The following is a 22,765-nucleotide window of genomic DNA, read 5'->3' as shown; positions in this document are numbered from 1 at the left end:
TTAAATTAGCCGTTTTTAGCTGGCAACCCTGACCGCATCGGCTATTTTTTGCGCATATTGTTGTACTTCGTCTTGTATCCTTCCTTCCACCATTACACGAATAAGTGGCTCAGTGCCGGATTTTCTGATCAATACCCTACCCTGACCATTCAGCTCCTGCTCAACCTGCTGTATCACTTTCTTGACGTGTAGATTTTCTAAAGGAGCAGTACCTTTTTCAAACTTCACGTTTACCAGTACCTGTGGCAATTTGGTCATTCCCTGCGCCAGTTCAGCCAACGACAACTTGGCTTCCAGCATAGCGGTTAATACCTGGATAGAAGCAATAATGCCGTCGCCTGTGCCCGCATGATCTAGATTCAGCACATGGCCTGAATTCTCACCACCGATACGCCAGTTTTTCTGTGCCAGCATTTCAACCACATAGCGGTCACCCACATTAGAGCGGGCAAAAGGAATGCCCAGCTCCGCCAGAGCCAGCTCGAGTCCCATATTGCTCATCAGAGTGCCAACAACACCACCTTGCAATTTATTCAGCTTTTGTGCGTTGCGGGCAATGATATAGACGATTTCGTCACCATCAATGACACGACCTGTGTGGTCCACCATCATCACGCGATCGCCATCACCATCGTAGGCGATACCTAAATCAGCACCTGTCTCCACCACTGTCTGCTGTAACAATTCAGTGTGGGTGGCACCGCAGTGGTCGTTAATATTTAAGCCATTCGGACTGATGCCTATAGCCTGAACCTCAGCCCCCAGCTCACGGAATACATTCGGAGCTATGTGATAGGTCGCGCCGTGAGCACAATCGAGCACTACTTTTAAACCACTTAAGGATAAATGGTTAGGCATATGACTTTTACAGAATTCAATGTAACGGCCAGCGGCATCATCAATACGCATCGCCTTACCTAAACGCTCTGACGATTCACAGACCATAGGTTGTTCCATCGCCGCTTCAATAGCCAGCTCCACATCGTCCGGTAACTTGGTGCCGTCCGCGGAGAAAAACTTGATGCCGTTATCGTAATAAGGATTGTGTGATGCGCTGATGACAATACCAGCTTCAGCACGGAAAGTACGGGTCAAGTAAGACACTGCAGGTGTAGGCATAGGACCTAATAAACGCACATCCACCCCTGCGGCCACTAAACCGGCTTCTAGTGCGGTTTCTAACAAATAACCCGAAATACGGGTGTCTTTACCAATTAATACTTTTTTGGTACCGCGCTGCGATAACACCCGGCCAGCAGCCCAACCTAACTTCATTGCAAATTCAGGGGTAATGGGAAACTCACCCACTTTGCCACGCACACCATCAGTGCCAAAATACTTCCTAGACATGCTCTACTCCAAATAAAGTGGCAGTGGCAACGGCCACAGCCTGCACAGTTTCTTTTACATCATGCACGCGGATAATGCGGGCACCTTTCATAACAGCTATTGTGGCACAGGCCAAACTACCTGCCAAACGTTCCTCAGTCGGAACATTAACTAACTGACCAATCATAGACTTACGCGACATCCCAGCCAGAACAGGATAATTTAATGACAGTAATTCTGAAAGCTGACTTAACAACTGGTAGTTATGCTGCAAGCTTTTACCAAAACCAAAGCCAGGATCAAGGATGATTTGGCTGCGAGAGATCCCGGCGGCAACACAAACTGCTGCCCTGTGTTGTAAAAAGTCGCTGACTTCCTTCACTACATTCTGATAGACGGGCGATTGCTGCATGGTTCTGGGTTGACCTTGCATATGCATCAGACAAACCGGTACCTGCGCCGAGGCGGCAAAGTCGACAGCTCCGGTGTCGAGTAAAGCTTTAATATCATTGATGATATCGGCTCCGGCAGCCACAGCGGCTTTCATCACGGCAGTTTTACAGGTATCGATAGAAATAATACAGTCCAGCTCAGACCGAATAGCCTCAATCACTGGCAAAACCCGGTCAAGCTCCTGTTGTACTGAGACTTCTTCAGCCCCTGGCCGGGTCGATTCTCCCCCTATATCTAAAATAGCAGCACCCGCAGCAAGCATGGCCCGAGCCTGAGAGATAGCTGCGTCTTTACCAATAAAGCGGCCGCCATCAGAAAACGAATCCGGGGTGATATTTAAAATACCCATGACTTTAGGGCGGGATAAATCCAACTGCCGCTGACGGGGTAACTGCAATAACATCGAAATACTCCTTCATCCTCTGGATAGTCGCAACAGGGCCTGGTCGCCAACAACAGCGACACAGAATGCCTCCTGCAGATAGCAAAACCCCGGGAGTTCCCGGGGTTTGGTTGGTCAGTGGTTTACAGAGGGTTGTCTGTGGATGGCTCTGACGGTGTTACAGTACCCGCCGGTTTCGCATCGTCACTGTTGGACCCCTTGTTTTTGTCTTTAGGTTCCCAGTTCTCAGGCTGGCGTACAGGACGACGGGCCATCAAATCTTCAATCTGTCTGGAATCAATAGTTTCATACAACATCAGCGCATCTTTCATGGCATGCAAAATATCCATGTTTTCCTCAATCATGGTTTTTGCTCTGTTGTAGTTCCGGTCGATGATAGCTTTGATCTCAGCATCGATAATACCGGCTGTTTCATCCGACATGTTCTTGGCTTTGCCCATACTGCGGCCTAAGAAGACTTCACCTTCCTCTTCGGCATACAGCAGAGGACCGAGTTTTTCTGAGAAGCCCCACTGCGTCACCATATTACGTGCAATAGAAGTTGCGTATTTGATGTCCTGCGAAGCACCTGTAGATACCGCATCACCACCGTAAATCAGCTCTTCCGCCAGACGACCACCGTAAGCCACTGAAATTTTACTTTCCAGTTTACGGCGGCTGATACTGATGGCATCAGCTTCAGGTAAAAAGAAGGTGACACCTAAAGCACGGCCCCGGGGAATAATAGTGACTTTGTGCACCGGGTCATGCTCCGGCACCAGACATCCGACTATAGCGTGCCCGGCTTCGTGATAAGCCGTCATTTCTTTTTCAGCTTCCGACATCACCATAGAACGGCGCTCTGCACCCATCATGATTTTATCTTTGGCTTTTTCAAACTCTTCCATACCAACCACTCGGCTGTTGCCACGGGCAGCAAACAATGCAGCCTCGTTCACCAGGTTGGCTAAATCCGCACCAGAGAAACCCGGAGTACCACGGGCAATCACGCTGGCTTTGACGTCGTCACCTAACGGCACTTTGCGCATATGCACTTTCAGAATTTGCTCACGGCCCCGCACATCTGGTAAACCCACCACGACCTGACGGTCAAAACGACCCGGTCTTAACAACGCAGCATCTAATACGTCTGGTCTGTTGGTGGCAGCAATAATGATGATGCCTTCGTTGCCATCAAAACCATCCATTTCTACCAGCATTTGGTTTAAGGTTTGTTCACGTTCATCATGACCACCACCTAAACCTGCGCCACGCTGACGGCCGACGGCGTCGATTTCGTCGATAAAGATAATGCAAGGAGCCGCTTTTTTCGCCTGCTCAAACATGTCACGTACGCGGCTGGCACCCACGCCCACAAACATTTCTACGAAGTCAGAGCCTGAGATAGCAAAAAACGGTACTTTAGCTTCACCGGCAATCGCCTTCGCCAACAGGGTTTTACCTGTACCTGGAGGGCCGACCATTAAAATACCTTTTGGTATTTTGCCGCCCAGCTTCTGGAAACGTGATGGGTCTTTTAAATAGTCCACCAGTTCTGTGACTTCTTCTTTGGCTTCGTCACAACCTGCAACGTCAGCAAAGGTGGTTTTGATTTGATCTTCGCCCATTAAACGGGCACGGCTCTTGCCAAAGGACATAGCGCCTTTGCCACCCCCACCTTGCATCTGGCGCATAAAGAAAATCCAGACACCGATAAGCAGCAGCATTGGGAACCAGGAAATAAAAATTTGGCCCAGCATGCTTGGACTCTCAGGTGCAGTACCAGAGAAGGTGATGTCATTTTTGTACATGTCATCAATCAGCTTCGGATCGTAGCCAGTTGGGATCACAGTTTCAAAACGGTCGCCTGAACGTTTTATACCCGTGATCACACCGTTCTGTTCCTTCACCTCGCGGATCTGGCCCTGATTGGCTTCTTTTAGAAACTGGGTATAACTCATTTGCTTATCTGCTTTATCAGCAGGACCAAAACTATTAAATACCGACATCAATACAACGGCGATCACCAGCCATACGATGAGATTTTTTGCCATGTCACTCAAGGTGAGAACCTCTCAGTTACGAAAATAGTTACAAAAACCGGTTACGATACAGTGAACCTGTCGCTACTTTACTAGACTTTAAAGCCTGTAGCTACGATATATGTCTCACTGGACCGTGCCCGGGACGAATCCGGTTTACGAATTCGTACCGTGGTAAATACACTGCGAACCTGCTGCACAAAGGCCTCAAAGCCTTCGCCATGAAATACTTTGACCACAAAACTGCCGTTTTTCTTCAATACGTTGTTACACATTTCCAGCGCCAGTTCAACCAGGTACATACTTCTGGATTGATCCACTGTGCTATTGCCACTCATATTGGGCGCCATATCCGACAAAACCACATCGACATTGCGACCGCCGATGCGTTCCAGTAGCGCATTTAGTACCGCTTCCTCACGAAAATCACCCTGTAAAAAAGCTACACCAGCCAAAGGGTCCATCGGCAAAATGTCACAAGCCACCACACAACCAGACTGACCCACTAGCTCAGCGGCCCGGGCCGACCAGCTACCAGGGGCCGACCCCAGATCTACGACTGTCATGCCGGTTTTGATCAATTTATCTTTATCCTGGATCTCATCGAGCTTAAAGGCGGCTCGTGATCTCAGACCTAACTTCTGTGCTTTTTGTACAAAAGGGTCACTGACATGTTCCTGTAACCAGCGAGAAGAACTGGCAGAACGTTTTTTCTTTGTCATCTGAGTACTCTTAAATAGTCTTCATAGCAAGATGGCGGTACAATAGTGTAATTTCAAGCTTTCCAACACGGAAAATCTACACATATGAACCTTAGTAATAAACAAAAACAGTTTTTAAAAGCCAAAGCTCATGAGTTAAAGCCGATCATTTTGCTCGGTGGCAATGGACTCACCGAAGGAGTGATGGCCGAAATTGATCTGGCGTTAGAGCACCATGAGCTGATCAAAGTCAAAGTTCCAAGTATCGACCGCGACGAAAAAGTAGCCATCATGGATGCGATAGTACGCGAAGCCAAAGCACAAAAGGTGCAGGTAATTGGACATATTTTAGTGCTTTACCGCGCCGCCAAAGAGAAAAAGTTACATATTCCAAAGGGTTAATCAGCACCTTTTAAGTAACCAGCGGCCTGCAGAAACTGGCGGGCCGATGCTTCATCTTCTGCAATATGCCGCGTCAGATATGCAGGTTTCTGCACTTCAGTGGCTTTTAGGTACTGCCAGGTCAGTAGCTCATCAGTCGGTAGTAGCAACTCGACATGATGCAAATTGTTGGCGATAGCCCAGACAGAATTCTGTTTTAATAACTCCAGCGCTTGAGCCGGACTGGGTTGCCACTGCCTTATATCTAATACAACGGCCCAAGGTTTCGCAGTAGCTGGCGCAACCAAAGTTCTAAAGTCTCTGACGTATTCTTCAGTGCCTAATAATGTCGACACACCAAAAACCTGAACCCAAAGCACCTGGTCTATCTGTTGGATCTGATAAGCCTTTGTCTGGCGTTTTTGCATGGTGAGCAACTCTGAATGATTGAGAGTAAAAAGGCGGCCAAAGCCGCCTTTTATCTACAGATACAGCTTATAAGTACTGTACTTGAGTGATCTCAAACTCCACCATACCGGCTGGAGTGTTGATGGTGACCACGTCTTCTTCTGATTTACCAATCAAACCCCGGGCTATCGGCGAATTCACCGAAATCCGGAAGTTTTTAATATCCGCTTCATCATCCCCAACTATACGGTAAGTGACTTCCTCTTCCGTATCCAGATTCAGAATGGTCACAGTGGCACCAAAAATCACTTTGCCGTTATTCGGCAACTTAGTGATATCGATGATCTGTGCATTGGATAACTTGGCTTCGATATCCTGAATGCGGCCTTCACAAAAGCCCTGTTGCTCACGGGCAGCGTGGTACTCCGCATTCTCTTTTAAATCACCATGCTCACGCGCTTCAGCTATCGCTTGTATGATAGCTGGGCGTCTTACTGTTTTCAGCTCTTGCAGCTCATCACGCAAGCGTTGAGCGCCTTCAACAGTCATAGGGATTTGACTCATCCGTTTACTCTCTTATGTAGTTCCTGCACTGATGCAACTGTGGCAAACGCATTGGCCGCATTCGCTTTACAGGTTGCAAAAGCTGCATTTAAAGTTGTGGTGTAGTTGGCCTTATGTTGCAGCGCGCCACGACGTAACACTTTGGAGTCTTCAATCGCCTGACGACCCTCAGTGGTATTGACAATATAGCTGTACTCGCCGTTTTTGATCCGGTCCAAAATATGCGGACGGCCTTCAAATACTTTGCTGACAGTCCGGCATTCAATACCGGCATCTTGTAAAGCTTTAGCGGTACCGCCTGTGGCGTCGAGTTCGAAACCCAGCTCAATCATAGTTTTGGCTAATTCAACAACGCGCACTTTATCGCTGTCACGTACTGAAAGTAAAGCACGACCACCCGTTGGGATCACAGTGCCAGCACCTAATTGTGCTTTGGCAAAAGCTTCAGCGAAGCTATCGCCTACCCCCATCACTTCGCCTGTTGAACGCATTTCAGGGCCGAGAATTGGATCCACACCAGGGAATTTGTTGAACGGGATCACCACTTCTTTCACAGAGAAATAAGGTGGAATAATCTCTTTGGTAATGCCTTGTGATGCTAAAGACTGGCCAGCCATACAACGGGCGCCGACTTTAGCTACGGCCATACCTGTCGCTTTTGACACAAAAGGCACAGTGCGGGCAGCACGCGGATTGACTTCTATCAGATAAATTTCGTTGTCTTTGACCGCAAACTGAGTGTTCATTAAACCGACCACACCCAACTCCAGCGCCAGCTTTTTCACCTGCTCACGCATTCTGTCCTGTACATCAGCAGATAAGCTGTGTGGTGGTAAAGTACAGGCGGAGTCACCTGAGTGCACACCGGCTTGCTCAATGTGTTCCATAATGCCGCCGATGATCACTTCTTTGCCGTCACAAATGGCGTCGATATCTACTTCAATAGCGTCATCAAGGAAACGGTCCAGCAAGACCGGAGAGTCGTTTGATACACTCACAGCTTCGGTCATATAACGACGTAAATCCTGGTCGTCATAGACGATTTCCATAGCACGGCCACCCAATACATAAGATGGACGCACCACCATCGGATAACCTATGGTCGGCGCTTTGGCAATGGCTTCTTCCAGACTGGTGACTGTAGCGTTTTGTGGTTGTTTTAAACCTAAACGTTCGACGGCCTGCTGGAAACGCTCACGGTCTTCAGCACGGTCAATGGCATCTGGCGAAGTACCAATAATTGGCACTCCATTGGCTTCTAAAGCTCGGGCTAATTTTAATGGCGTCTGGCCACCGTATTGAACAATCACGCCTTTTGGCTGTTCTTTCCGTACTATTTCCAGCACGTCTTCCAGCGTAATAGATTCAAAGTACAGACGGTCAGAGGTGTCGTAGTCTGTGGATACGGTTTCAGGGTTACAGTTAACCATAATAGTCTCGTAACCATCTTCACGTAACGCCAGCGCAGCGTGTACACAGCAGTAGTCAAATTCGATACCCTGACCGATGCGGTTTGGACCACCACCGATGATCATGATTTTGTCACGATTGCTAGGTGCTGCTTCACATTCTTCATCGTAAGTGCTGTACATATAAGCCGTGTTGGATGAAAACTCCGCAGCGCAGGTATCGACCCTTTTATACACAGGGTGTAAACCAAAGCTGTGACGCTTTTTACGCACTTCGCTTTCAGCCACACCCAATAAGTCTGCTAAACGTTTATCGGCAAAACCTTTGCGCTTTAACACCTTCAGGCGACTTTCGTCCAGACCAGCAAAACCTGCAGCTTTGACTGCAGCTTCTTCTTTCAGTAAGTCTTCAATCTGAATCAGGAACCAGTGGTCAATTTTGGTCAGTGCATAGATTTCATCCATGCTCATGCCCATCCGGAACGCATCGGCAATGTACCAAATACGGTGCGAGCCAGGTTCACGCAGCTCACGAATGATTTTTTCCTTCGCTTCAGGTGCATGAATATCGATGATTGGGTCTAAACCGCAGACACCAATTTCCAGACCACGTAAAGCTTTTTGTAGCGATTCCTGCTGGTTACGACCAATGGCCATCACTTCACCCACAGACTTCATCTGGGTGGTTAAGCGATCGTTGGCACCAGCAAATTTTTCAAAGTTAAAACGAGGCACTTTAGTGACGACATAGTCGATGCTGGGTTCGAACGAAGCCGGTGTTTTACCGCCAGTAATATCGTTGGCCAGTTCGTCCAGGGTGTAACCACAAGCCAGTTTGGCCGCCACTTTAGCGATAGGGAAACCTGTGGCTTTGGAGGCCAAAGCAGAAGAGCGGGATACCCGCGGGTTCATCTCGATGATCACCATACGGCCATCTTCAGGATTGATACCAAACTGTACGTTGGAACCACCGGTTTCGACACCAATTTCACGCAGTACCGCCAAAGAGGCGTTACGCATGATTTGATATTCTTTATCCGTTAAGGTCTGAGCCGGTGCTACAGTGATCGAGTCGCCGGTATGCACCCCCATAGGGTCGAAGTTTTCGATAGAACAGACGATGATGCAGTTGTCGTTTTTATCACGCACCACTTCCATCTCGTATTCTTTCCAGCCGATCAGCGATTCGTCAATCAGCAGTTCTTTGGTGGGCGATAAATCCAGACCACGGGTACAGATTTCTTCAAATTCTTCGCGGTTGTAGGCGATACCACCACCTGAACCACCCATAGTAAAGGACGGACGAATAATGCAGGGAAAACCAATTTTTTCCAGCACTTCGTAGGCTTCTTCCATCGAATGCGCCAAACCTGCACGTGGGCAAGCCAGACCAATAGAACGCATGGCTTTATCAAAACGGCTGCGATCTTCGGCTTTGTCGATGGCATCGGCAGTGGCGCCAATCATTTCGACATTGTATTTTGCCAGTACACCATGGCGCTCTAAGTCCAGCGCACAGTTTAATGCGGTCTGACCGCCCATAGTCGGTAACACCGCACATGGACGTTCTTTTTCAATAATTTTTTCTACCACTTGCCAGTGGATAGGCTCGATGTAGGTTGCATCGGCCATTTCCGGGTCTGTCATGATAGTGGCCGGATTAGAGTTCACCAGAATAACACGGTAACCCTCTTCTTTTAACGCTTTACAGGCTTGAGCACCTGAATAATCGAACTCACAGGCCTGACCAATCACAATAGGGCCGGCGCCGAGGATAAGAATACTTTTAAGATCGGTACGTTTTGGCATAGCTGTTCTCTGTCTCTCTTATCTCAATTAAGCCTGACGCTGTTGCATCAATTCGATAAAGTGGTCAAACAATTCACTGGCTTCATGCGGGCCAGGACTGGCTTCAGGGTGGCCCTGGAAACTGAACGCAGCTTTGTCGGTGCGATGAATTCCCTGCAAGGTACCGTCGAATAACGACTTGTGCGTTGCACGCAAATGAGCAGGCAAACTGGCTTCATCGACGGCAAAACCATGGTTTTGCGCTGTGATTAATACTTTATTGGTGTCCAGATTTTTCACCGGATGATTACCGCCATGATGGCCTACTGTCATCTTCACAGTTTTGGCACCGCTGGCCAGCGCCAGTAACTGGTGACCTAAGCAAATACCAAACACAGGAATATCAGTGGTCAGGAAAGTTTCGATAGCTTTGATGGCATAATCACAAGGTGCCGGATCACCAGGACCATTGGATAAGAAAATACCATCAGGGTTCATTGCCAGAACTTGCTCTGCAGGAGTTTGAGCCGGAACTACAGTTAAACGACAACCGCGGTCAGCCAACATACGTAAAATATTACGTTTCACACCAAAATCGTAAGCAACGACATGAAAAGCAGAATTATCTGGTTTGGCAAAACCCTGACCTAAAGCCCAACTGCCTTCAGTCCACTGATACGGCTCTTTGACTGAGACTACTTTGGCTAAGTCCATGCCGGACAAGCCAGGGAAAGCACGGGCCAGTTCTAAAGCTTTGTTTTCATCTAAGTTGTCGCCCGCCATCAAGCAGCCGTTTTGTGCGCCTTTGTCACGCAAAATACGGGTCAGTTTACGGGTGTCTATATCGGCAATGCCTAAAATATTGCGGGAACTAAGGTAATGACTAAGAGAGGCTTGATTACGGAAATTGCTGGCTAATAAAGGAAGGTCACGGATAATCAGGCCCTTGGCCCAAATTTTGTCGGATTCCTCATCTTCATCGTTTGTGCCGGTATTTCCGATATGAGGATAGGTCAGAGTGACGATTTGTTCAGCATAGGAAGGATCCGTAAGGATTTCCTGATACCCGGTCATCGAGGTATTAAATACCACCTCTCCAACAGAAATACCTTCAGCGCCAATGGCTGTACCGCGAAATACGGTGCCGTCTTCCAGTACGAGCAGGGCGGACTTAGTCAAAATAACCTCCAAACAGCAGAAAACGGGGGAAAAACATTGCAGTTCACCACCCGTTTTGACCCAGAATTTTTGAATTCAAGTTTGCTTAGGCAAACCTGACTATTCTAGGCGATTTGAGCTATTTGGTCTAACTCTTTTTTGAAATTTTATAAAAATGACGCTTTGATCGCATTTTTATAACATATTGCTCAAAAAGTTAAGCTAAGTCAGCCAAACCCAGCACTTGTTGCATAGAATAAAGTCCTGGCTGTTTATTTTGCAACCAAAGTGCAGCTCGCCACGCACCCTGGGCAAAAGTGCTGCGGCTGGATGCTTTGTGGGTAATTTCCAGTCGTTCGCCCAGATCCGCAAAAAGCGCTGTGTGATCGCCAATGATATCGCCGCCGCGCACAGTCGCAAAACCAATGGTCTTTTGGTCCCGCTCGCCGGTGATGCCCTCGCGGCCATAGACAGCGACATCAGAGAGATTGCGGTCTAAGGCTTTGGCAATGTGATGACCAATTGCCATCGCAGTGCCTGAAGGCGCATCTTTTTTAAATCTGTGGTGTGCTTCAATAATTTCAATATCAGCGGTCTGCCCCATCACCTTAGCGGCGGTCTGCACCAGATGCAGCAATAAATTCACGCCCACACTCATATTCGGCGCCCAGACGATAGGGATATGCAAAGCGGCTTGTTGCACTGCAGCATATTGTGTGTCCGTTAATCCAGTCACACCAATCACCAACGCTTTTTTCGCCTGTACCGCCAGCTCCAGATGCTGCAACATAGCCTCTGGCATAGTGAAATCAATCCAGATATCGGCTAGAGCCAAAGCTTTAGCCGAAGTTTCAACAAAAGGCAGGTTTAATTTGCCACAACCTGCCAGTTCGCCAGCATCCATACCCGCCAGAGCAGAGCCATAACGTACAGTAGCTGCGGTAATAGGCAGATGATGCTCTTTTGCGATACTGACTAAAGCTCTGCCCATGCGGCCGTTAGCGCCTAAGATACCGACTGTACTCATCTGTGATTCCTGTGTCTGGCAAGGTTCATTCGCGCGCTATTAAACGGCAGTCCGGATGGATATGCAACCCCAAACTGCCGGTTTTTCTTAAACCGCTGCAGTATAAATAGCGCGACTGGCCTGATAATCGATATCGCCGTGTTCACCCAGTTTATTCATGCCCTGACTCATCAGTTTCGCCATCAGCTCATCAACAACAGACGCAGGTAAACCATAAGCAGTTAAACGGGTAGGCACTCCCATTTGCTCAAAAAAGGCCCGGGTATGATAGATGGCTTCGTCAATCTGACGCTCAGGGTCTTGCTGCTGCAACCCCCAGACTCTGCTGGCGTACTGTAATAATTTTTCGCGTTTAGTGGCTCGTTGCTGCTGCATCAAAGCGGGCAATACTATCGCCAGCGTCTGAGCGTGATCCAAACCATACAGGGCAGTGAGCTGATGGCCTAAACCGTGGGTGGCCCAATCCTGCGGCACACCGACCCCAATCAGACCATTTAGCGCCATAGTGGCTGCCCACATCACGTTCGCTCTGACATCGTAATTTTCAGGTTGATCTAAGGCTTTTGGCCCTTCTTCAATCAGCACCTGCAGCAGCGACTCCGCAAATCTGTCCTGCACTGCAGCATTCACCGGATAAGTCAGGTATTGCTCCATCACATGGACAAAAGCATCCACTACGCCATTAGCAATTTGTTTGGCTGGCAAGCTGTACGTCACTTTGGGATCCAAAATGGCGAACTGTGGATAGACAGATGGGTGCGAAAACGCCAGCTTTTGCTGCGTGCTTTGGCGGGTAATCACTGCATTGGCATTACTTTCAGTGCCGGTTGCAGGTAAGGTCAACACACAACCCAGGGGCAATGCCGCTTTGATGCGGGCTTTTTTCTCTAAAATAGCCCAGCCGTCCTGTTCCAGCAGTGCAGCAGCGGCGATGTATTTGCTGCCATCGACCACTGAACCGCCACCTACCGCCAGAATAAAATCGATTTTTTCAGCTTTTACCAAAGCCACAGCTTTACTTAAGGTTTCGTAGCTTGGGTTAGGTTCAATACCAGAAAACTCCAGATAACTATGGCCTTTTAAGGCATTGATCACTTGCTGATACACACCGTTTTGTTTAATAGAACCACCGCCATAGGTCAGTAACACTTTGCTGCCTGTTGGGATCAACTGGCTTAACTGACTGATTTGACCATCGCCAAATACAATACGAGTTGGGTTTTGATAGGAAAAATTAAACATAAAGGCTCCGGTGTCTGCAACGAGATTGAGCTTGTTATATGGGCCTGGCTCCATTTAAGTTCAAGCGGCTTGAGGCTTTTTCTTCGGTCATAGGCAAAATGCCAGAATTCAGTTAGGCTGGATTTAAGCGAATAAGACCTCAGGTGTGTTCTGCTACCAATGGCCTGAAGCAATGACTTTTATCATTTTGGCTATAGCTTAGTCAGCTTTACTATTTGACAGGACTTCCGGACGTCTCTATATTCCGAAAAATTTTAAAACCTATTAGGTTTAGAGGAAAATTCATGACGTTATCGCAAAAACAGCAGGCCCGTTTATCCTTGCTGCCATTAATGCTGTTTGTCGCTTTGTTCTTGGGCACAGGTTTGTATCTGCAATCCCAGGGCGTTGACTACGCTTTTTATCAGTTGCCTGGACCTGTGGCTATTATCCCGGCTTTAGTGCTGGCGATTTGGTTATACAAAGCGCCACTGGCAGAATCGATAGAGGTGTTGGTCAAAGGCGCCGGTAATAACAATATTATTACTATGTGTATCATCTACCTGCTGGCAGGCGCTTTTGCGACAGTCGCTCATGCGACCGGGGGTGTGGATGCGGTGGTTAATGCCGGTTTATCGCTTGTACCGGCGCAATTTTTATTGCCAGGTTTGTTTGTGATATCCGCTCTGGTCGCTACAGCGATGGGCACCTCCATGGGGACCATTGGCGCTTTAGCTCCTATAGCGGTAGGTTTAAGCACCCAAGCCCAGTTAGAACCGGCTTTAGTGGCTGGTGTATTGTTAAGCGGCGCCATTTTTGGCGATAACCTGTCGATTATCTCTGATACCACCATAGCATCCACCCGCACTCAGGGTGCACAGATGAAAGACAAATTCAGAGAAAACCTGAAAATTGCCCTGCCTGCAGCCCTGGTCACTTTGGTCTTATTCGCTGTATTAGCACAAAGCCAAACCGAAGTGACAGTGAAAGAGTTTGGCTGGACCGGTGTATTGCCTTATGCAGCGATCCTGATCCTGGCTGTGGCTGGTATGAATGTGTTTGCAGTGTTATTGCTGGGTTTGCTGCTGGCCGCCTTGCAAGGCGCGGTATTTGCCGATTACCAGTTGGCAAATCTGGGTAAAGATATTTACAAAGGGTTTGGCTCAATGCAGGAAATCTTCCTGTTATCAATGCTGGTTGGAGCATTAGGGGAATTTGTTAAACAACAGGGAGGCTTGCAGTACTTATCCAGCCATGTCACTGCTTTGGCATTAAAACTAAAATTGGCGGGTAATAAAGCTCAGCAACTGGCGATTGCCGCTCTGGCTTTTGTCAGCAATCTTTGTATTGCCAATAACACAGTCGCCATAGTCGTGACTGGCGATGTGAGTAAAGATATTGCACAACATCACCAGATCACGCCCAAACGCAGTGCCAGCTTACTGGATGTGTTTGCCTGTATAGCACAAGGCCTAGTGCCATATGGCGCTCAGGCGTTGTTATTAGGAGCGAGCTTTGGCTTATCCCCCTGGGACGTGGTCACCCAAAGCTACTACTGCTTTATCCTGGCCGCTTTTGCTGTAGGGCGTATCTTGTTGGAGAAAAACGCCCCGAAGGATTGAACCTGCTCAGGCCTGGAGCTTTGAACAGTTATCGGTGCAACAGTCTTATCTAAAAACCGGGCCTGCATGATGCAGGCCCGGTTTTTTGCATGTTAAGCTTTATTGCAGTTGGGGAGAGCGCCCTGACTGCGGCGCTGCTGATAATAACTTTCTGCCACAGCCATATGTTTATTCAACTCTTTAATTCTATTATCCGGCACCGGATGGCTGGATAACAACTGCGGTGTCGAGCCACTACCTTTGGCTGCCATGTTCTGCCATAACTTCACAGATTCAGCAGGTACAAAACCCGATTTAGCCATCAGCTCCAGCCCCATAATGTCAGCTTCGGTTTCATGGGCCCGGCTAAACGGCAGCGCAATCCCCACCTGAGCACCTAAACCAAAGGCACTGCGCATTTGCTCCTGATAAGGAGAACCTGCAACGGCCAAAGCGCCATCAGCCACCGTCAGAGCGGTAGAGATAAACTGATCACTAGATAAACGTTCATTGCTGTGTCCGGCCATCACATGAGCTATCTCATGGCCTATTACAGCAGCAAGTTGTGATTGGTTATCTGCTACTAACAACAGCCCCGTATACACCCCCATTTTGCCACCCGGCAAGGCAAAAGCATTGACCTGATCATCTTCAAACACCACGATTTCCCAAGGAGTTTGTTGCCACTTGGCATCGGTATGTTTAAGCAGATGGTTGGCCACACACTGCACGTACTGGTTTACTTTTTTATTTTTACTGATCGGAATTTCGGCCTTCATGCCTTCAAAGGTCTGAATGCCCATGGCACTGAGTTTCTTATCATCAAATAACATCAACTGACGACGACCTGTTGGCGACTGAGTGCAACTGACAACCAGCAGACTGGCTATTACCAATGGAAGAACAAATTTAGTACGCATCAAATAATCCTTCTTTTCGTACTGAAAACTGCAGCTTATAGAACGGTAAAAACTGAAATAAGTTCAGTTATTGTGGGGGATAAGAAAAAAGAAAACCACCCGCAGGTGGTTTTCATCAAAACAACATTAACCAGTTAAATCATCAAAGAATTTCTTCACACCATCAAAGAAACCTTTCGATTTAGGTCGGTGTTTGGCTTCACTGTCACCTGCCCAGCTTTCATCCAACTGGCGCAATAAGTCTTTTTGCTTATCGCTTAAGTTGACAGGCGTTTCTACCACTACCTTACAGACTAAATCACCAACGCCGCCGCCACGAACTGACTGCACGCCTTTGCCGCGCAGACGGAACATTTTATCGGTCTGAGTTTCTGCCGGGATCTTCAGCTTGACGCGACCATCTAAAGTCGGCACATCAATTTCACCACCTAAAGCGGCTGTACTGAAACTGATAGGCACATCACAATACAGGTTGTTGCCGTCACGCACGAAGATAGGGTGATCTTTGACATGCACCTGCACATACAAATCTCCGGCAGGCGCACCAAATTGTCCGGCTTCACCTTCACCCGCTAAACGGATACGGTCACCTGTATCCACACCAGCAGGGATTTTCACCGACAGGGTTTTGGTCTTTTCTACGCGACCATCGCCATGACATTTAGTGCAGGGGTCTGGAATAATTTTGCCACGGCCACTACAGGTAGGACAGGTTTGCTGTACCGCAAAAAAGCCCTGACGCATAGTCACCTGACCCGCACCATGACAGGTTGGACAGTTCTTGGCTTGCGTGCCTTTTTTCGCACCTGAACCATCACAGACATCACAGGACACCCAGGTGGGTACTTTAATTTCGACCGACTTACCCCGCACAGCATCCTCGAGATTTAACTCCAGGTTATAGCGTAAGTCTGAACCACGTTGAGCCCGGGATTGACCACCACGGCGACCGCCACCGAAGATGTCGCCAAACACATCACCAAAGATGTCGTTAAAATCGGCACCGCCACCGCCACCGCGGTTTGGATCCACACCAGCGTGACCATAATTATCATACGCAGCGCGCTTCTGGTCATCCGACAGGATCTCATAGGCTTCTTGCACTTCTTTAAACTTCTCTTCCATAGCCTTATCGCCCTGGGTTCTGTCCGGGTGATATTTCATGGCGAGCCGTTTATAGGCCTTCTTGATTTCTTTATCGTCAGCGCCTTTCTGGACGCCAAGCACTTCGTAATAATCACGCTTCGACATAACAACTCATCTTGATAGAGGAGCGACCGCACAGGGCGGTCGCTCAAATTAACTCTGGTATGGGGGGCATCTTAAAGATACACCCCCACAGACACAATGATTACTTGTTGTCTTTTACTTCTTCGAACTCAGCGTCCACTACATCATCAGCAGCGGCATTACGAGCTTGCGGTTCGGCGCCACCTTGTTGCGCTTTCGCTTGCGCTACTTCGGCCAGTTTCTGCGAGGCCTGAATAAGCGCCTGAGTTTTCGCTTCGATATCAGCTTTGTCATTGCCTTTGATCGCTGTTTCCAGCGCAGCAACAGCGGCTTCAATCTCTTGTTTATCGTTAGTGGCCAGGTCGTTACCGGCTTCTTCAATCTGCTTGCGGGTTGCATGCACTAAAGCGTCAGCCTGGTTGCGGGTTTGCACTAACTCTTCGAACTTCTTGTCTTCTTCAGCATTCAGTTCAGCATCACGTACCATACGTTCTACTTCTTCATCCGTTAAGCCTGAAGACGCTTTGATGGTGATCTTCTGCTCTTTCCCTGTGTCTTTATCTTTGGCAGACACATGTAAAATACCGTCAGCATCTAAATCGAAAGTCACTTCGATTTGTGGTTCGCCACGGCGGGCTGGACGAATACCTTCTAAGTTAAACTGACCCAGCGACTTGTTCGCAGACGCTTGTTTACGCTCGCCCTGCAATACATGGATAGTTACCGCAGACTGGTTATCATCTGCTGTAGAGAAGGTTTGTGACTTCTTGGTTGGGATCGTCGTGTTTTTCTCAATCAAGGCTGTCATCACGCTACCCATAGTCTCAATACCTAAAGACAGTGGCGTTACGTCCAGTAACAGAACATCTTTCACATCACCAGACAGTACAGCGCCTTGAATCGCAGCACCTACAGCCACAGCTTCATCCGGGTTCACGTCTTTACGTGGTTCTTTACCAAAGAAAGCTGTTACCGCTTCCTGCACTTTAGGCATACGAGTCTGACCACCGACCAGGATGATATCGTTGATATCGCTGACGGACAGGTCCGCATCTTTTAATGCTTGTTTCAGTGGCTCAATGGTGCGCTGAATTAAGTCGTCTACCAAAGATTCCAACTTGGCGCGGGTCACTTTAATGTTTAAGTGTTTAGGACCTGTGGCATCTGCAGTGATATACGGCAGGTTTACTTCGGTCTGTGACGCTGAAGATAATTCAATCTTGGCTTTTTCAGCAGACTCTTTTAAACGCTGCATGGCCAGAGGGTCGTTACGCAGGTCGATGCCCTGCTCTTTTTTGAACTCTTCAACCAGATAGTTGATTAAACGAGAGTCGAAGTCTTCACCACCTAAGTGCGTGTCACCGTTGGTTGCTAATACTTCAAAGGTTTGCTCGCCATCAACATCGTCGATTTCAATGATAGAGATATCGAAAGTACCACCACCTAAGTCATAAACTGCAACTTTGGTGTCGCCTTTTTTCTTATCCATACCATAAGCCAGAGCTGCTGCTGTTGGCTCGTTGATGATACGTTTCACTTCTAAACCAGCGATACGACCGGCATCTTTAGTCGCCTGACGCTGAGCATCGTTGAAGTAAGCAGGCACAGTGATCACCGCTTCAGTCACTGGTTCACCCAGATAATCTTCCGCAGTTTTCTTCATTTTTTTCAACACTTCAGCAGAAATCTGAGGTGCAGCTAATTTTTTGCCTTTAACTTCAACCCAAGCGTCACCATTATCAGCTTTAACGATTTGGTAAGGCATGATTTTGATGTCACGCTGAACTTCAGCGTCTTCAAAACGACGACCAATCAAACGCTTAATTGCAAACAAAGTATTTTTTGGGTTAGTCACAGCCTGACGTTTGGCTGGCTGGCCTACTAATACTTCGCCGTCTTCGGCATAAGCGATGATGGAAGGAGTGGTTCTGGTACCTTCAGCGTTTTCGAGAACGCGCGGCTGGTCACCATCTAAAATAGCCACACAGCTGTTTGTTGTACCTAAGTCAATACCAATAATTCTACCCATAACTACTCTCCGCTTATTAATCTGTACAATTAAAATTGTGTTGACCTGTTAATGGGGTTTATCCCTATTCGATTCAAGGTTATTTTTTTAAAAAAATTTATCGATTGTGCGATAAACCAGCAAAAAGCCAGGGCTAGCGGTTAAATAGCACTGAAACTGAGGCAATAGAACAGAAAAGCAGTTAACCCAAAAAGCAATTGCGGCGTATAATCCTGACTAATGACCAGACAATGAGCCTGAACTGAGAGAGAAATCATGCCTTTATTAGACAGCTTTACCGTTGACCACACCATCATGAAAGCGCCGGCTGTACGTGTGGCGAAAAAAATGAACACTCCGAAAGGGGACGCTATCACAGTGTTTGATTTACGTTTTTGTGTGCCTAACCAAGAAATCTTGTCGGAAAAAGGTATTCATACACTGGAGCATTTATTTGCTGGCTTTATGCGTGACCATTTAAATGGCAGTGATGTCGAAATCATCGATATTTCTCCTATGGGCTGCCGTACAGGCTTTTATATGAGCCTGATTGGTACACCAGATGAGCAACGTGTGGCAGCGGCATGGCAGGCGGCTATGGCAGATGTGCTGAAGGTACAAAATCAGTCTGAAATCCCAGAACTGAATATCTATCAATGTGGCACCGCGCAGATGCATTCTCTGGAAGAAGCCAAACAGATTGCCCAAAATGTGATCAGCCGGGGTGTAGGCGTGAATTTAAATGACGAGTTAAAACTCTCTGCTGAGTTTTTAAAGCAATAACTCAGCTACAGAGGAGAATAAAGGCCACAAGGTGAATAACGCTGTGGCCTTTATTGTTTTAGTGCAGTTTAAATTGCCCGGTAATGGTTTTCAGTTGCTGCGAGGCCTGATTCAACAATCTGGACTCATGATTCAACTCTGAAGTATGGGAGGCAGTACTATCCATCAAATGGGTAATACGGTGAAGATTCATATTAATATCCTCTGCCACTACGCCTTGCTGCTGGGTAGCCACCGCAATAGCCGCACTTTGCTGCTGTACTACTTCGATAGCCTGGCTTATCGCATCAAGCGAACTTTGCATGGCTGTCGCCCGCTCTGAACTTAGCTGAGTTTGCTCACGACCTTGTTGCATCTTCAGTTCTGCATCTTTGGCGATCGTCTGTAGTTTTTCAATCATGTTACGAATATGTCCAGTGCTTTCACTGGTGCGCCCCGCCAAAGAGCGGACTTCATCTGCAACCACAGCAAAACCACGGCCTTGCTCACCAGCTCTGGCTGCCTCAATCGCAGCGTTCAGGGCCAACAAATTAGTTTGATCTGCAATAGCTTTGATCACATCGACTACAGCACCAATATTTTCGGACTCTTTTGCTAAACCAATCACAACCTCTACCGCTTCGCTCATCGTATCAGCTAACAGACTCATATCCCGTACAGCGGCTTGTGACAACAAAGCCCCCTCGCTTCCCCGTTGCTGTGCTTGCAACGCTGCAGAACTGGTTTGCTGGGCGTTATGGCTGATTTCCTGCACTGTAGCAGACATTTCGGTGACCGCTGCCGAAACCGCATCGATTTGTAGTTTGTTGCTCTGGATTTCGTTATCCGTCTGACCAGCGACTTGATTTAAGTGCTGACTGGACTGGTGCACCAAGGAAGATTGCGCTGAAGTCTGTTGTAAAGAATCCCTGAGTTTACGGATAAAGGTATTAAAATGCTGAGCCAATACACCCACTTCATCCGAACTATGAATCGCCAGAGTACGGGTTAAATCTCCTTCACCGCTGGCTATATCTTTCATTGCTACGGTTAGATCAGACAAAGGCCGGATAATACGTTGCGTGGTAACTATCACCACCAGCGTAATCACAGCCAGCATTAACAATGTTGCTAACAACGCCCAGCCAGTAGCCTTCTGCACAGGGGCTTCAATTAACTCAGCAGGGATCAACAACCCCACCAGCCAGTTCATTTTCGGAAAATCCAGACGAACAGGCTGATAGGATACGTAATAACTTTGCCCTGACAAACTAACTTTGGTAAAGCCTGACTTTTGCTCTTTAGCAGCTTGTGCCAGAGTGCTAAAACCTTCGGTGTCTGCGACATTTTTATCTAACAATTCCAGCGGGTCATTGGCCTTAATATCAAGACCAGCCGCTTTAGAAAAATGTACCACCTGCCCCACGCTATCGAGCAAAAATGGCAGGCCTTCGCCCTGATAACGGATCCGTTCTACTTGTTCACCCAGCTTATCCAAATGCAAATCCAGACCGCCAACCCCCAATAAAGTGCCATCAGGTAAATACACTGGTCCTTCGACTACCGCAGACACAATTCCTGTAGTGAAATCAGCCGAAGGGGAGCCGACAAAAAACTTATTATGTTCAAGGCTTAATTTGTACCAGGGGCGTTGGGTTGCAAAATAGCCTTTATTGACATTCCCGGCATCAGGACCTTCTTTATCCACACCTGTTCTGGAATTCTCTCTGAAATATTCGGCACTGCGGTCCAGCGCAAAAAAAGCGGACAAGATGTTTGGATCCCGCTCACTGATCTTGATAAAACTTTGATTAATGTCCTGATAGCCGGGCACTAAACTCAAATCGGCGTTCCTGCCCGGGTAAGCCTGAAACCAGGCCTGAAACTGTGGAGCTTCAAGAAAAGTACGGGCAACCTGAGCGTACTCGGCAAAAAATTTACCTATATTCACCGATTCAGTCGTAACTAATGAATCAACTTCAGCCTGAACTTGCTGGCGCGTCAGTTGGCTTAAATGCCTCACGGTAAATAGTGCCGACACAACTAAAAGTACAGCGACTGAGCCACCTACTGCGAGTAATAGTTTTTGTTTTATTGATAGATTTTTAATATAAGACATAACAGCCCCCAAAAGGATACTGACTTATAGAAACATAAAGTAGTTGATTTGACTACTGAATTTACTTTGCTAAATAAGTGAATTTTATCAATGGCTTAGATGTATCAAATTGGTGCATTTAATGACTTATTTTGGGGCGGATGAGTTTAGGGAGGAGTGATTAGCACATGTAGGGCGCAATAGCCGGAGGCATTACGTCGGTGGGTAGAAGCTGAGCTAGATTGGTTCTGAATTTGAGCGGTCAGGTGACAGCGGAACCTCTTGTCCGGCCGCTTGCAGAGCGCGCGGCGTGAAACAGGCGTGACGCAAAACTGTTTGCGTCCCGTTTTTCCTGTTTCACCCTGGCGACCGCCTGTGGCAACGCAAATAAAAAACCCCGCTCAGTGAGCGGGGTTGTTTATTTGGGAGCCTGGCGGTGAACTACTCTCGCATGGCATCTGCCACACTACCATCGTCGCGGCTGCGTTTCACTTCTGAGTTCGGAATGGATTCAGGTGGTTCCACAGCGCTATTGCCACCAGGCAAAAACTGTTTTTATGTCTTTAACAAGCAAGCTCGATAGAATTCTGTATCACACCACACACAAACACCTTGGGCGTTGTATGGTTAAGCCTCTCGGGCAATTAGTATGAGTTAGCTTAACGTGTCACCACGCTTCCACACCTCACCTATCAACGTTGTGGTCTCCAACGACCCTTATGTGTACTCAAGGTACAAGGGATGACTCATCTTTTGGCCGGCTTCCCGCTTAGATGCTTTCAGCGGTTATCCGTTCCGAACATAGCTACCGGGCAGTGCCATTGGCATGACAACCCGAACACCAGCGGTTCGTTCACTCCGGTCCTCTCGTACTAGGAGCAACTCCAATCAATCATCCAACGCCCACGGCAGATAGGGACCGAACTGTCTCACGACGTTCTAAACCCAGCTCGCGTACCACTTTAAATGGCGAACAGCCATACCCTTGGGACCGACTTCAGCCCCAGGATGTGATGAGCCGACATCGAGGTGCCAAACACCGCCGTCGATATGAACTCTTGGGCGGTATCAGCCTGTTATCCCCGGAGTACCTTTTATCCGTTGAGCGATGGCCCTTCCATACAGAACCACCGGATCACTAAGACCTACTTTCGTACCTGCTCGACGTGTCTGTCTCGCAGTTAAGCTGGCTTCTGCCTTTGCACTAACCGTACGATGTCCGACCGTACTTAGCCAACCTTCGTGCTCCTCCGTTACTCTTTAGGAGGAGACCGCCCCAGTCA

General features: G+C 47.9%; 17 protein-coding genes and 2 rRNA genes. 3 read left to right on the top strand and 16 right to left on the bottom strand.

Annotated elements, in window-relative coordinates; all coding sequences use genetic code 11:
- Positions 1–15 precede the first annotated feature (15 nt).
- The 4 genes from glmM to rlmE all read right to left on the bottom strand — a co-directional run bounded on the left by glmM (position 16) and on the right by rlmE (position 4,928).
- Entirely contained in the window at positions 16–1,350 is a 1,335-nt protein-coding gene (gene glmM / locus SD53_RS06660) for a phosphoglucosamine mutase (RefSeq protein ID WP_046519458.1), read from the bottom strand.
- Complete coding sequence (folP, locus tag SD53_RS06655; protein ID WP_046519457.1) at positions 1,343–2,185, bottom strand: dihydropteroate synthase; 843 nt, start codon at positions 2,183–2,185, stop codon at positions 1,343–1,345. Before folP ends, glmM begins: the two co-directional genes overlap by 8 nt.
- Before the next feature lie 122 nt (positions 2,186–2,307).
- Positions 2,308–4,218 carry an ATP-dependent zinc metalloprotease FtsH gene (ftsH, locus tag SD53_RS06650; protein ID WP_046519456.1) on the bottom strand — a complete coding sequence of 637 codons (1,911 nt, stop codon included), beginning with the start codon at positions 4,216–4,218 and terminating at the stop codon, positions 2,308–2,310.
- An 80-nt stretch (positions 4,219–4,298) separates the two neighbouring features.
- On the bottom strand, positions 4,299–4,928 hold the full coding sequence (gene rlmE / locus SD53_RS06645) for a 23S rRNA (uridine(2552)-2'-O)-methyltransferase RlmE (RefSeq protein WP_046519455.1): 630 nt from the start codon (positions 4,926–4,928) through the stop codon (positions 4,299–4,301).
- Between the two features lie 84 nt (positions 4,929–5,012).
- Here rlmE and yhbY point away from each other — a divergent pair, with 84 nt between their 5' ends.
- On the top strand, positions 5,013–5,309 hold the full coding sequence (yhbY, locus tag SD53_RS06640) for a ribosome assembly RNA-binding protein YhbY (protein ID WP_046519454.1): 297 nt from the start codon (positions 5,013–5,015) through the stop codon (positions 5,307–5,309).
- Here the strand turns inward: yhbY and SD53_RS06635 are convergent.
- From SD53_RS06635 to SD53_RS06610, 6 genes are all read right to left on the bottom strand, one after another.
- The gene (locus SD53_RS06635) at positions 5,306–5,716 is read right to left on the bottom strand and encodes a hypothetical protein (protein WP_046519453.1); all 411 of its coding nucleotides are present in this window, start codon (positions 5,714–5,716) and stop codon (positions 5,306–5,308) included. The two genes, yhbY and SD53_RS06635, sit on opposite strands and share 4 nt — an antisense overlap.
- A 67-nt stretch (positions 5,717–5,783) precedes the next feature.
- Positions 5,784–6,260 carry a transcription elongation factor GreA gene (gene greA, locus SD53_RS06630; protein WP_046519452.1) on the bottom strand — a complete coding sequence of 159 codons (477 nt, stop codon included), beginning with the start codon at positions 6,258–6,260 and terminating at the stop codon, positions 5,784–5,786.
- Positions 6,257–9,478 (bottom strand): carbamoyl-phosphate synthase large subunit, encoded by a 3,222-nt coding sequence (carB, locus tag SD53_RS06625; RefSeq protein ID WP_046519451.1) that lies wholly within the window; start codon positions 9,476–9,478, stop codon positions 6,257–6,259. The genes greA and carB overlap by 4 nt, the downstream gene beginning before the upstream one ends.
- Positions 9,479–9,505: 27 nt before the next feature.
- Entirely contained in the window at positions 9,506–10,636 is a 1,131-nt protein-coding gene (gene carA, locus SD53_RS06620; protein WP_046519450.1) for a glutamine-hydrolyzing carbamoyl-phosphate synthase small subunit, read from the bottom strand.
- A 196-nt stretch (positions 10,637–10,832) separates the two neighbouring features.
- Positions 10,833–11,642 (bottom strand): 4-hydroxy-tetrahydrodipicolinate reductase, encoded by an 810-nt coding sequence (dapB, locus tag SD53_RS06615; RefSeq protein ID WP_046519449.1) that lies wholly within the window; start codon positions 11,640–11,642, stop codon positions 10,833–10,835.
- Positions 11,643–11,729: 87 nt separating this feature from the next.
- Positions 11,730–12,884, bottom strand: a complete 1,155-nt coding sequence (locus tag SD53_RS06610; protein WP_046519448.1) for an iron-containing alcohol dehydrogenase — start codon at positions 12,882–12,884, stop codon at positions 11,730–11,732.
- A 284-nt stretch (positions 12,885–13,168) separates the two neighbouring features.
- Between SD53_RS06610 and SD53_RS06605 the strand changes: the two genes are divergently transcribed.
- Positions 13,169–14,485, top strand: coding sequence for a Na+/H+ antiporter NhaC family protein (locus tag SD53_RS06605; RefSeq protein ID WP_046519447.1), 1,317 nt, complete (start codon positions 13,169–13,171; stop codon positions 14,483–14,485).
- A gap of 92 nt (positions 14,486–14,577) precedes the next feature.
- On the opposite strand, the gene SD53_RS06600 is transcribed toward SD53_RS06605, so the two are convergent.
- The 3 genes from SD53_RS06600 to dnaK all read right to left on the bottom strand — a co-directional run bounded on the left by SD53_RS06600 (position 14,578) and on the right by dnaK (position 18,643).
- Positions 14,578–15,384: a M48 family metallopeptidase gene (locus tag SD53_RS06600; protein WP_046519446.1), complete on the bottom strand. Its 807-nt coding sequence runs from the start codon at positions 15,382–15,384 to the stop codon at positions 14,578–14,580.
- A 126-nt stretch (positions 15,385–15,510) separates the two neighbouring features.
- On the bottom strand, positions 15,511–16,635 hold the full coding sequence (dnaJ, locus tag SD53_RS06595) for a molecular chaperone DnaJ (protein ID WP_046519445.1): 1,125 nt from the start codon (positions 16,633–16,635) through the stop codon (positions 15,511–15,513).
- 100 nt (positions 16,636–16,735) lie between these two features.
- Entirely contained in the window at positions 16,736–18,643 is a 1,908-nt protein-coding gene (gene dnaK / locus SD53_RS06590) for a molecular chaperone DnaK (RefSeq protein WP_046519444.1), read from the bottom strand.
- Between the two features lie 255 nt (positions 18,644–18,898).
- Here dnaK and luxS point away from each other — a divergent pair, with 255 nt between their 5' ends.
- Positions 18,899–19,405, top strand: coding sequence for an S-ribosylhomocysteine lyase (gene luxS / locus SD53_RS06585; RefSeq protein WP_046519443.1), 507 nt, complete (start codon positions 18,899–18,901; stop codon positions 19,403–19,405).
- A 58-nt stretch (positions 19,406–19,463) separates the two neighbouring features.
- On the opposite strand, the gene SD53_RS06580 is transcribed toward luxS, so the two are convergent.
- From SD53_RS06580 to SD53_RS06570, 3 genes are all read right to left on the bottom strand, one after another.
- Complete coding sequence (locus SD53_RS06580; RefSeq protein WP_046519442.1) at positions 19,464–21,503, bottom strand: methyl-accepting chemotaxis protein; 2,040 nt, start codon at positions 21,501–21,503, stop codon at positions 19,464–19,466.
- A gap of 407 nt (positions 21,504–21,910) precedes the next feature.
- Positions 21,911–22,025, bottom strand: a 5S ribosomal RNA gene (gene rrf, locus SD53_RS06575).
- Between the two features lie 80 nt (positions 22,026–22,105).
- Positions 22,106–22,765: ribosomal RNA gene (locus tag SD53_RS06570) — 23S ribosomal RNA — on the bottom strand; the annotation flags it as partial.

Source organism: Rheinheimera mesophila, from assembly GCF_000986865.1.
Lineage (GTDB): Bacteria > Pseudomonadota > Gammaproteobacteria > Enterobacterales > Alteromonadaceae > Pararheinheimera > Pararheinheimera mesophila.
The sequence above is the reverse complement of the archived record's forward strand: the minus strand, read 5'-3'. Positions and strand labels throughout refer to the sequence as shown.

Bases quoted from the DNA above. Each gene is read 5' to 3' on its own strand.
- glmM (WP_046519458.1), bottom strand. From the start codon at position 1,350: ATGTCTAGGAAGTATTTTGGCACTGATGGTGTGCGTGGCAAAGTGGGT.
- folP (WP_046519457.1), bottom strand. From the start codon at position 2,185: ATGTTATTGCAGTTACCCCGTCAGCGGCAGTTGGATTTATCCCGCCCT.
- ftsH (WP_046519456.1), bottom strand. From the start codon at position 4,218: ATGGCAAAAAATCTCATCGTATGGCTGGTGATCGCCGTTGTATTGATG.
- rlmE (WP_046519455.1), bottom strand. From the start codon at position 4,928: ATGACAAAGAAAAAACGTTCTGCCAGTTCTTCTCGCTGGTTACAGGAA.
- yhbY (WP_046519454.1), top strand. From the start codon at position 5,013: ATGAACCTTAGTAATAAACAAAAACAGTTTTTAAAAGCCAAAGCTCAT.
- SD53_RS06635 (WP_046519453.1), bottom strand. From the start codon at position 5,716: ATGCAAAAACGCCAGACAAAGGCTTATCAGATCCAACAGATAGACCAG.
- greA (WP_046519452.1), bottom strand. From the start codon at position 6,260: ATGAGTCAAATCCCTATGACTGTTGAAGGCGCTCAACGCTTGCGTGAT.
- carB (WP_046519451.1), bottom strand. From the start codon at position 9,478: ATGCCAAAACGTACCGATCTTAAAAGTATTCTTATCCTCGGCGCCGGC.
- dapB (WP_046519449.1), bottom strand. From the start codon at position 11,642: ATGAGTACAGTCGGTATCTTAGGCGCTAACGGCCGCATGGGCAGAGCT.
- SD53_RS06610 (WP_046519448.1), bottom strand. From the start codon at position 12,884: ATGTTTAATTTTTCCTATCAAAACCCAACTCGTATTGTATTTGGCGAT.
- SD53_RS06605 (WP_046519447.1), top strand. From the start codon at position 13,169: ATGACGTTATCGCAAAAACAGCAGGCCCGTTTATCCTTGCTGCCATTA.
- SD53_RS06600 (WP_046519446.1), bottom strand. From the start codon at position 15,384: ATGCGTACTAAATTTGTTCTTCCATTGGTAATAGCCAGTCTGCTGGTT.
- dnaJ (WP_046519445.1), bottom strand. From the start codon at position 16,635: ATGTCGAAGCGTGATTATTACGAAGTGCTTGGCGTCCAGAAAGGCGCT.
- dnaK (WP_046519444.1), bottom strand. From the start codon at position 18,643: ATGGGTAGAATTATTGGTATTGACTTAGGTACAACAAACAGCTGTGTG.
- luxS (WP_046519443.1), top strand. From the start codon at position 18,899: ATGCCTTTATTAGACAGCTTTACCGTTGACCACACCATCATGAAAGCG.
- SD53_RS06580 (WP_046519442.1), bottom strand. From the start codon at position 21,503: ATGTCTTATATTAAAAATCTATCAATAAAACAAAAACTATTACTCGCA.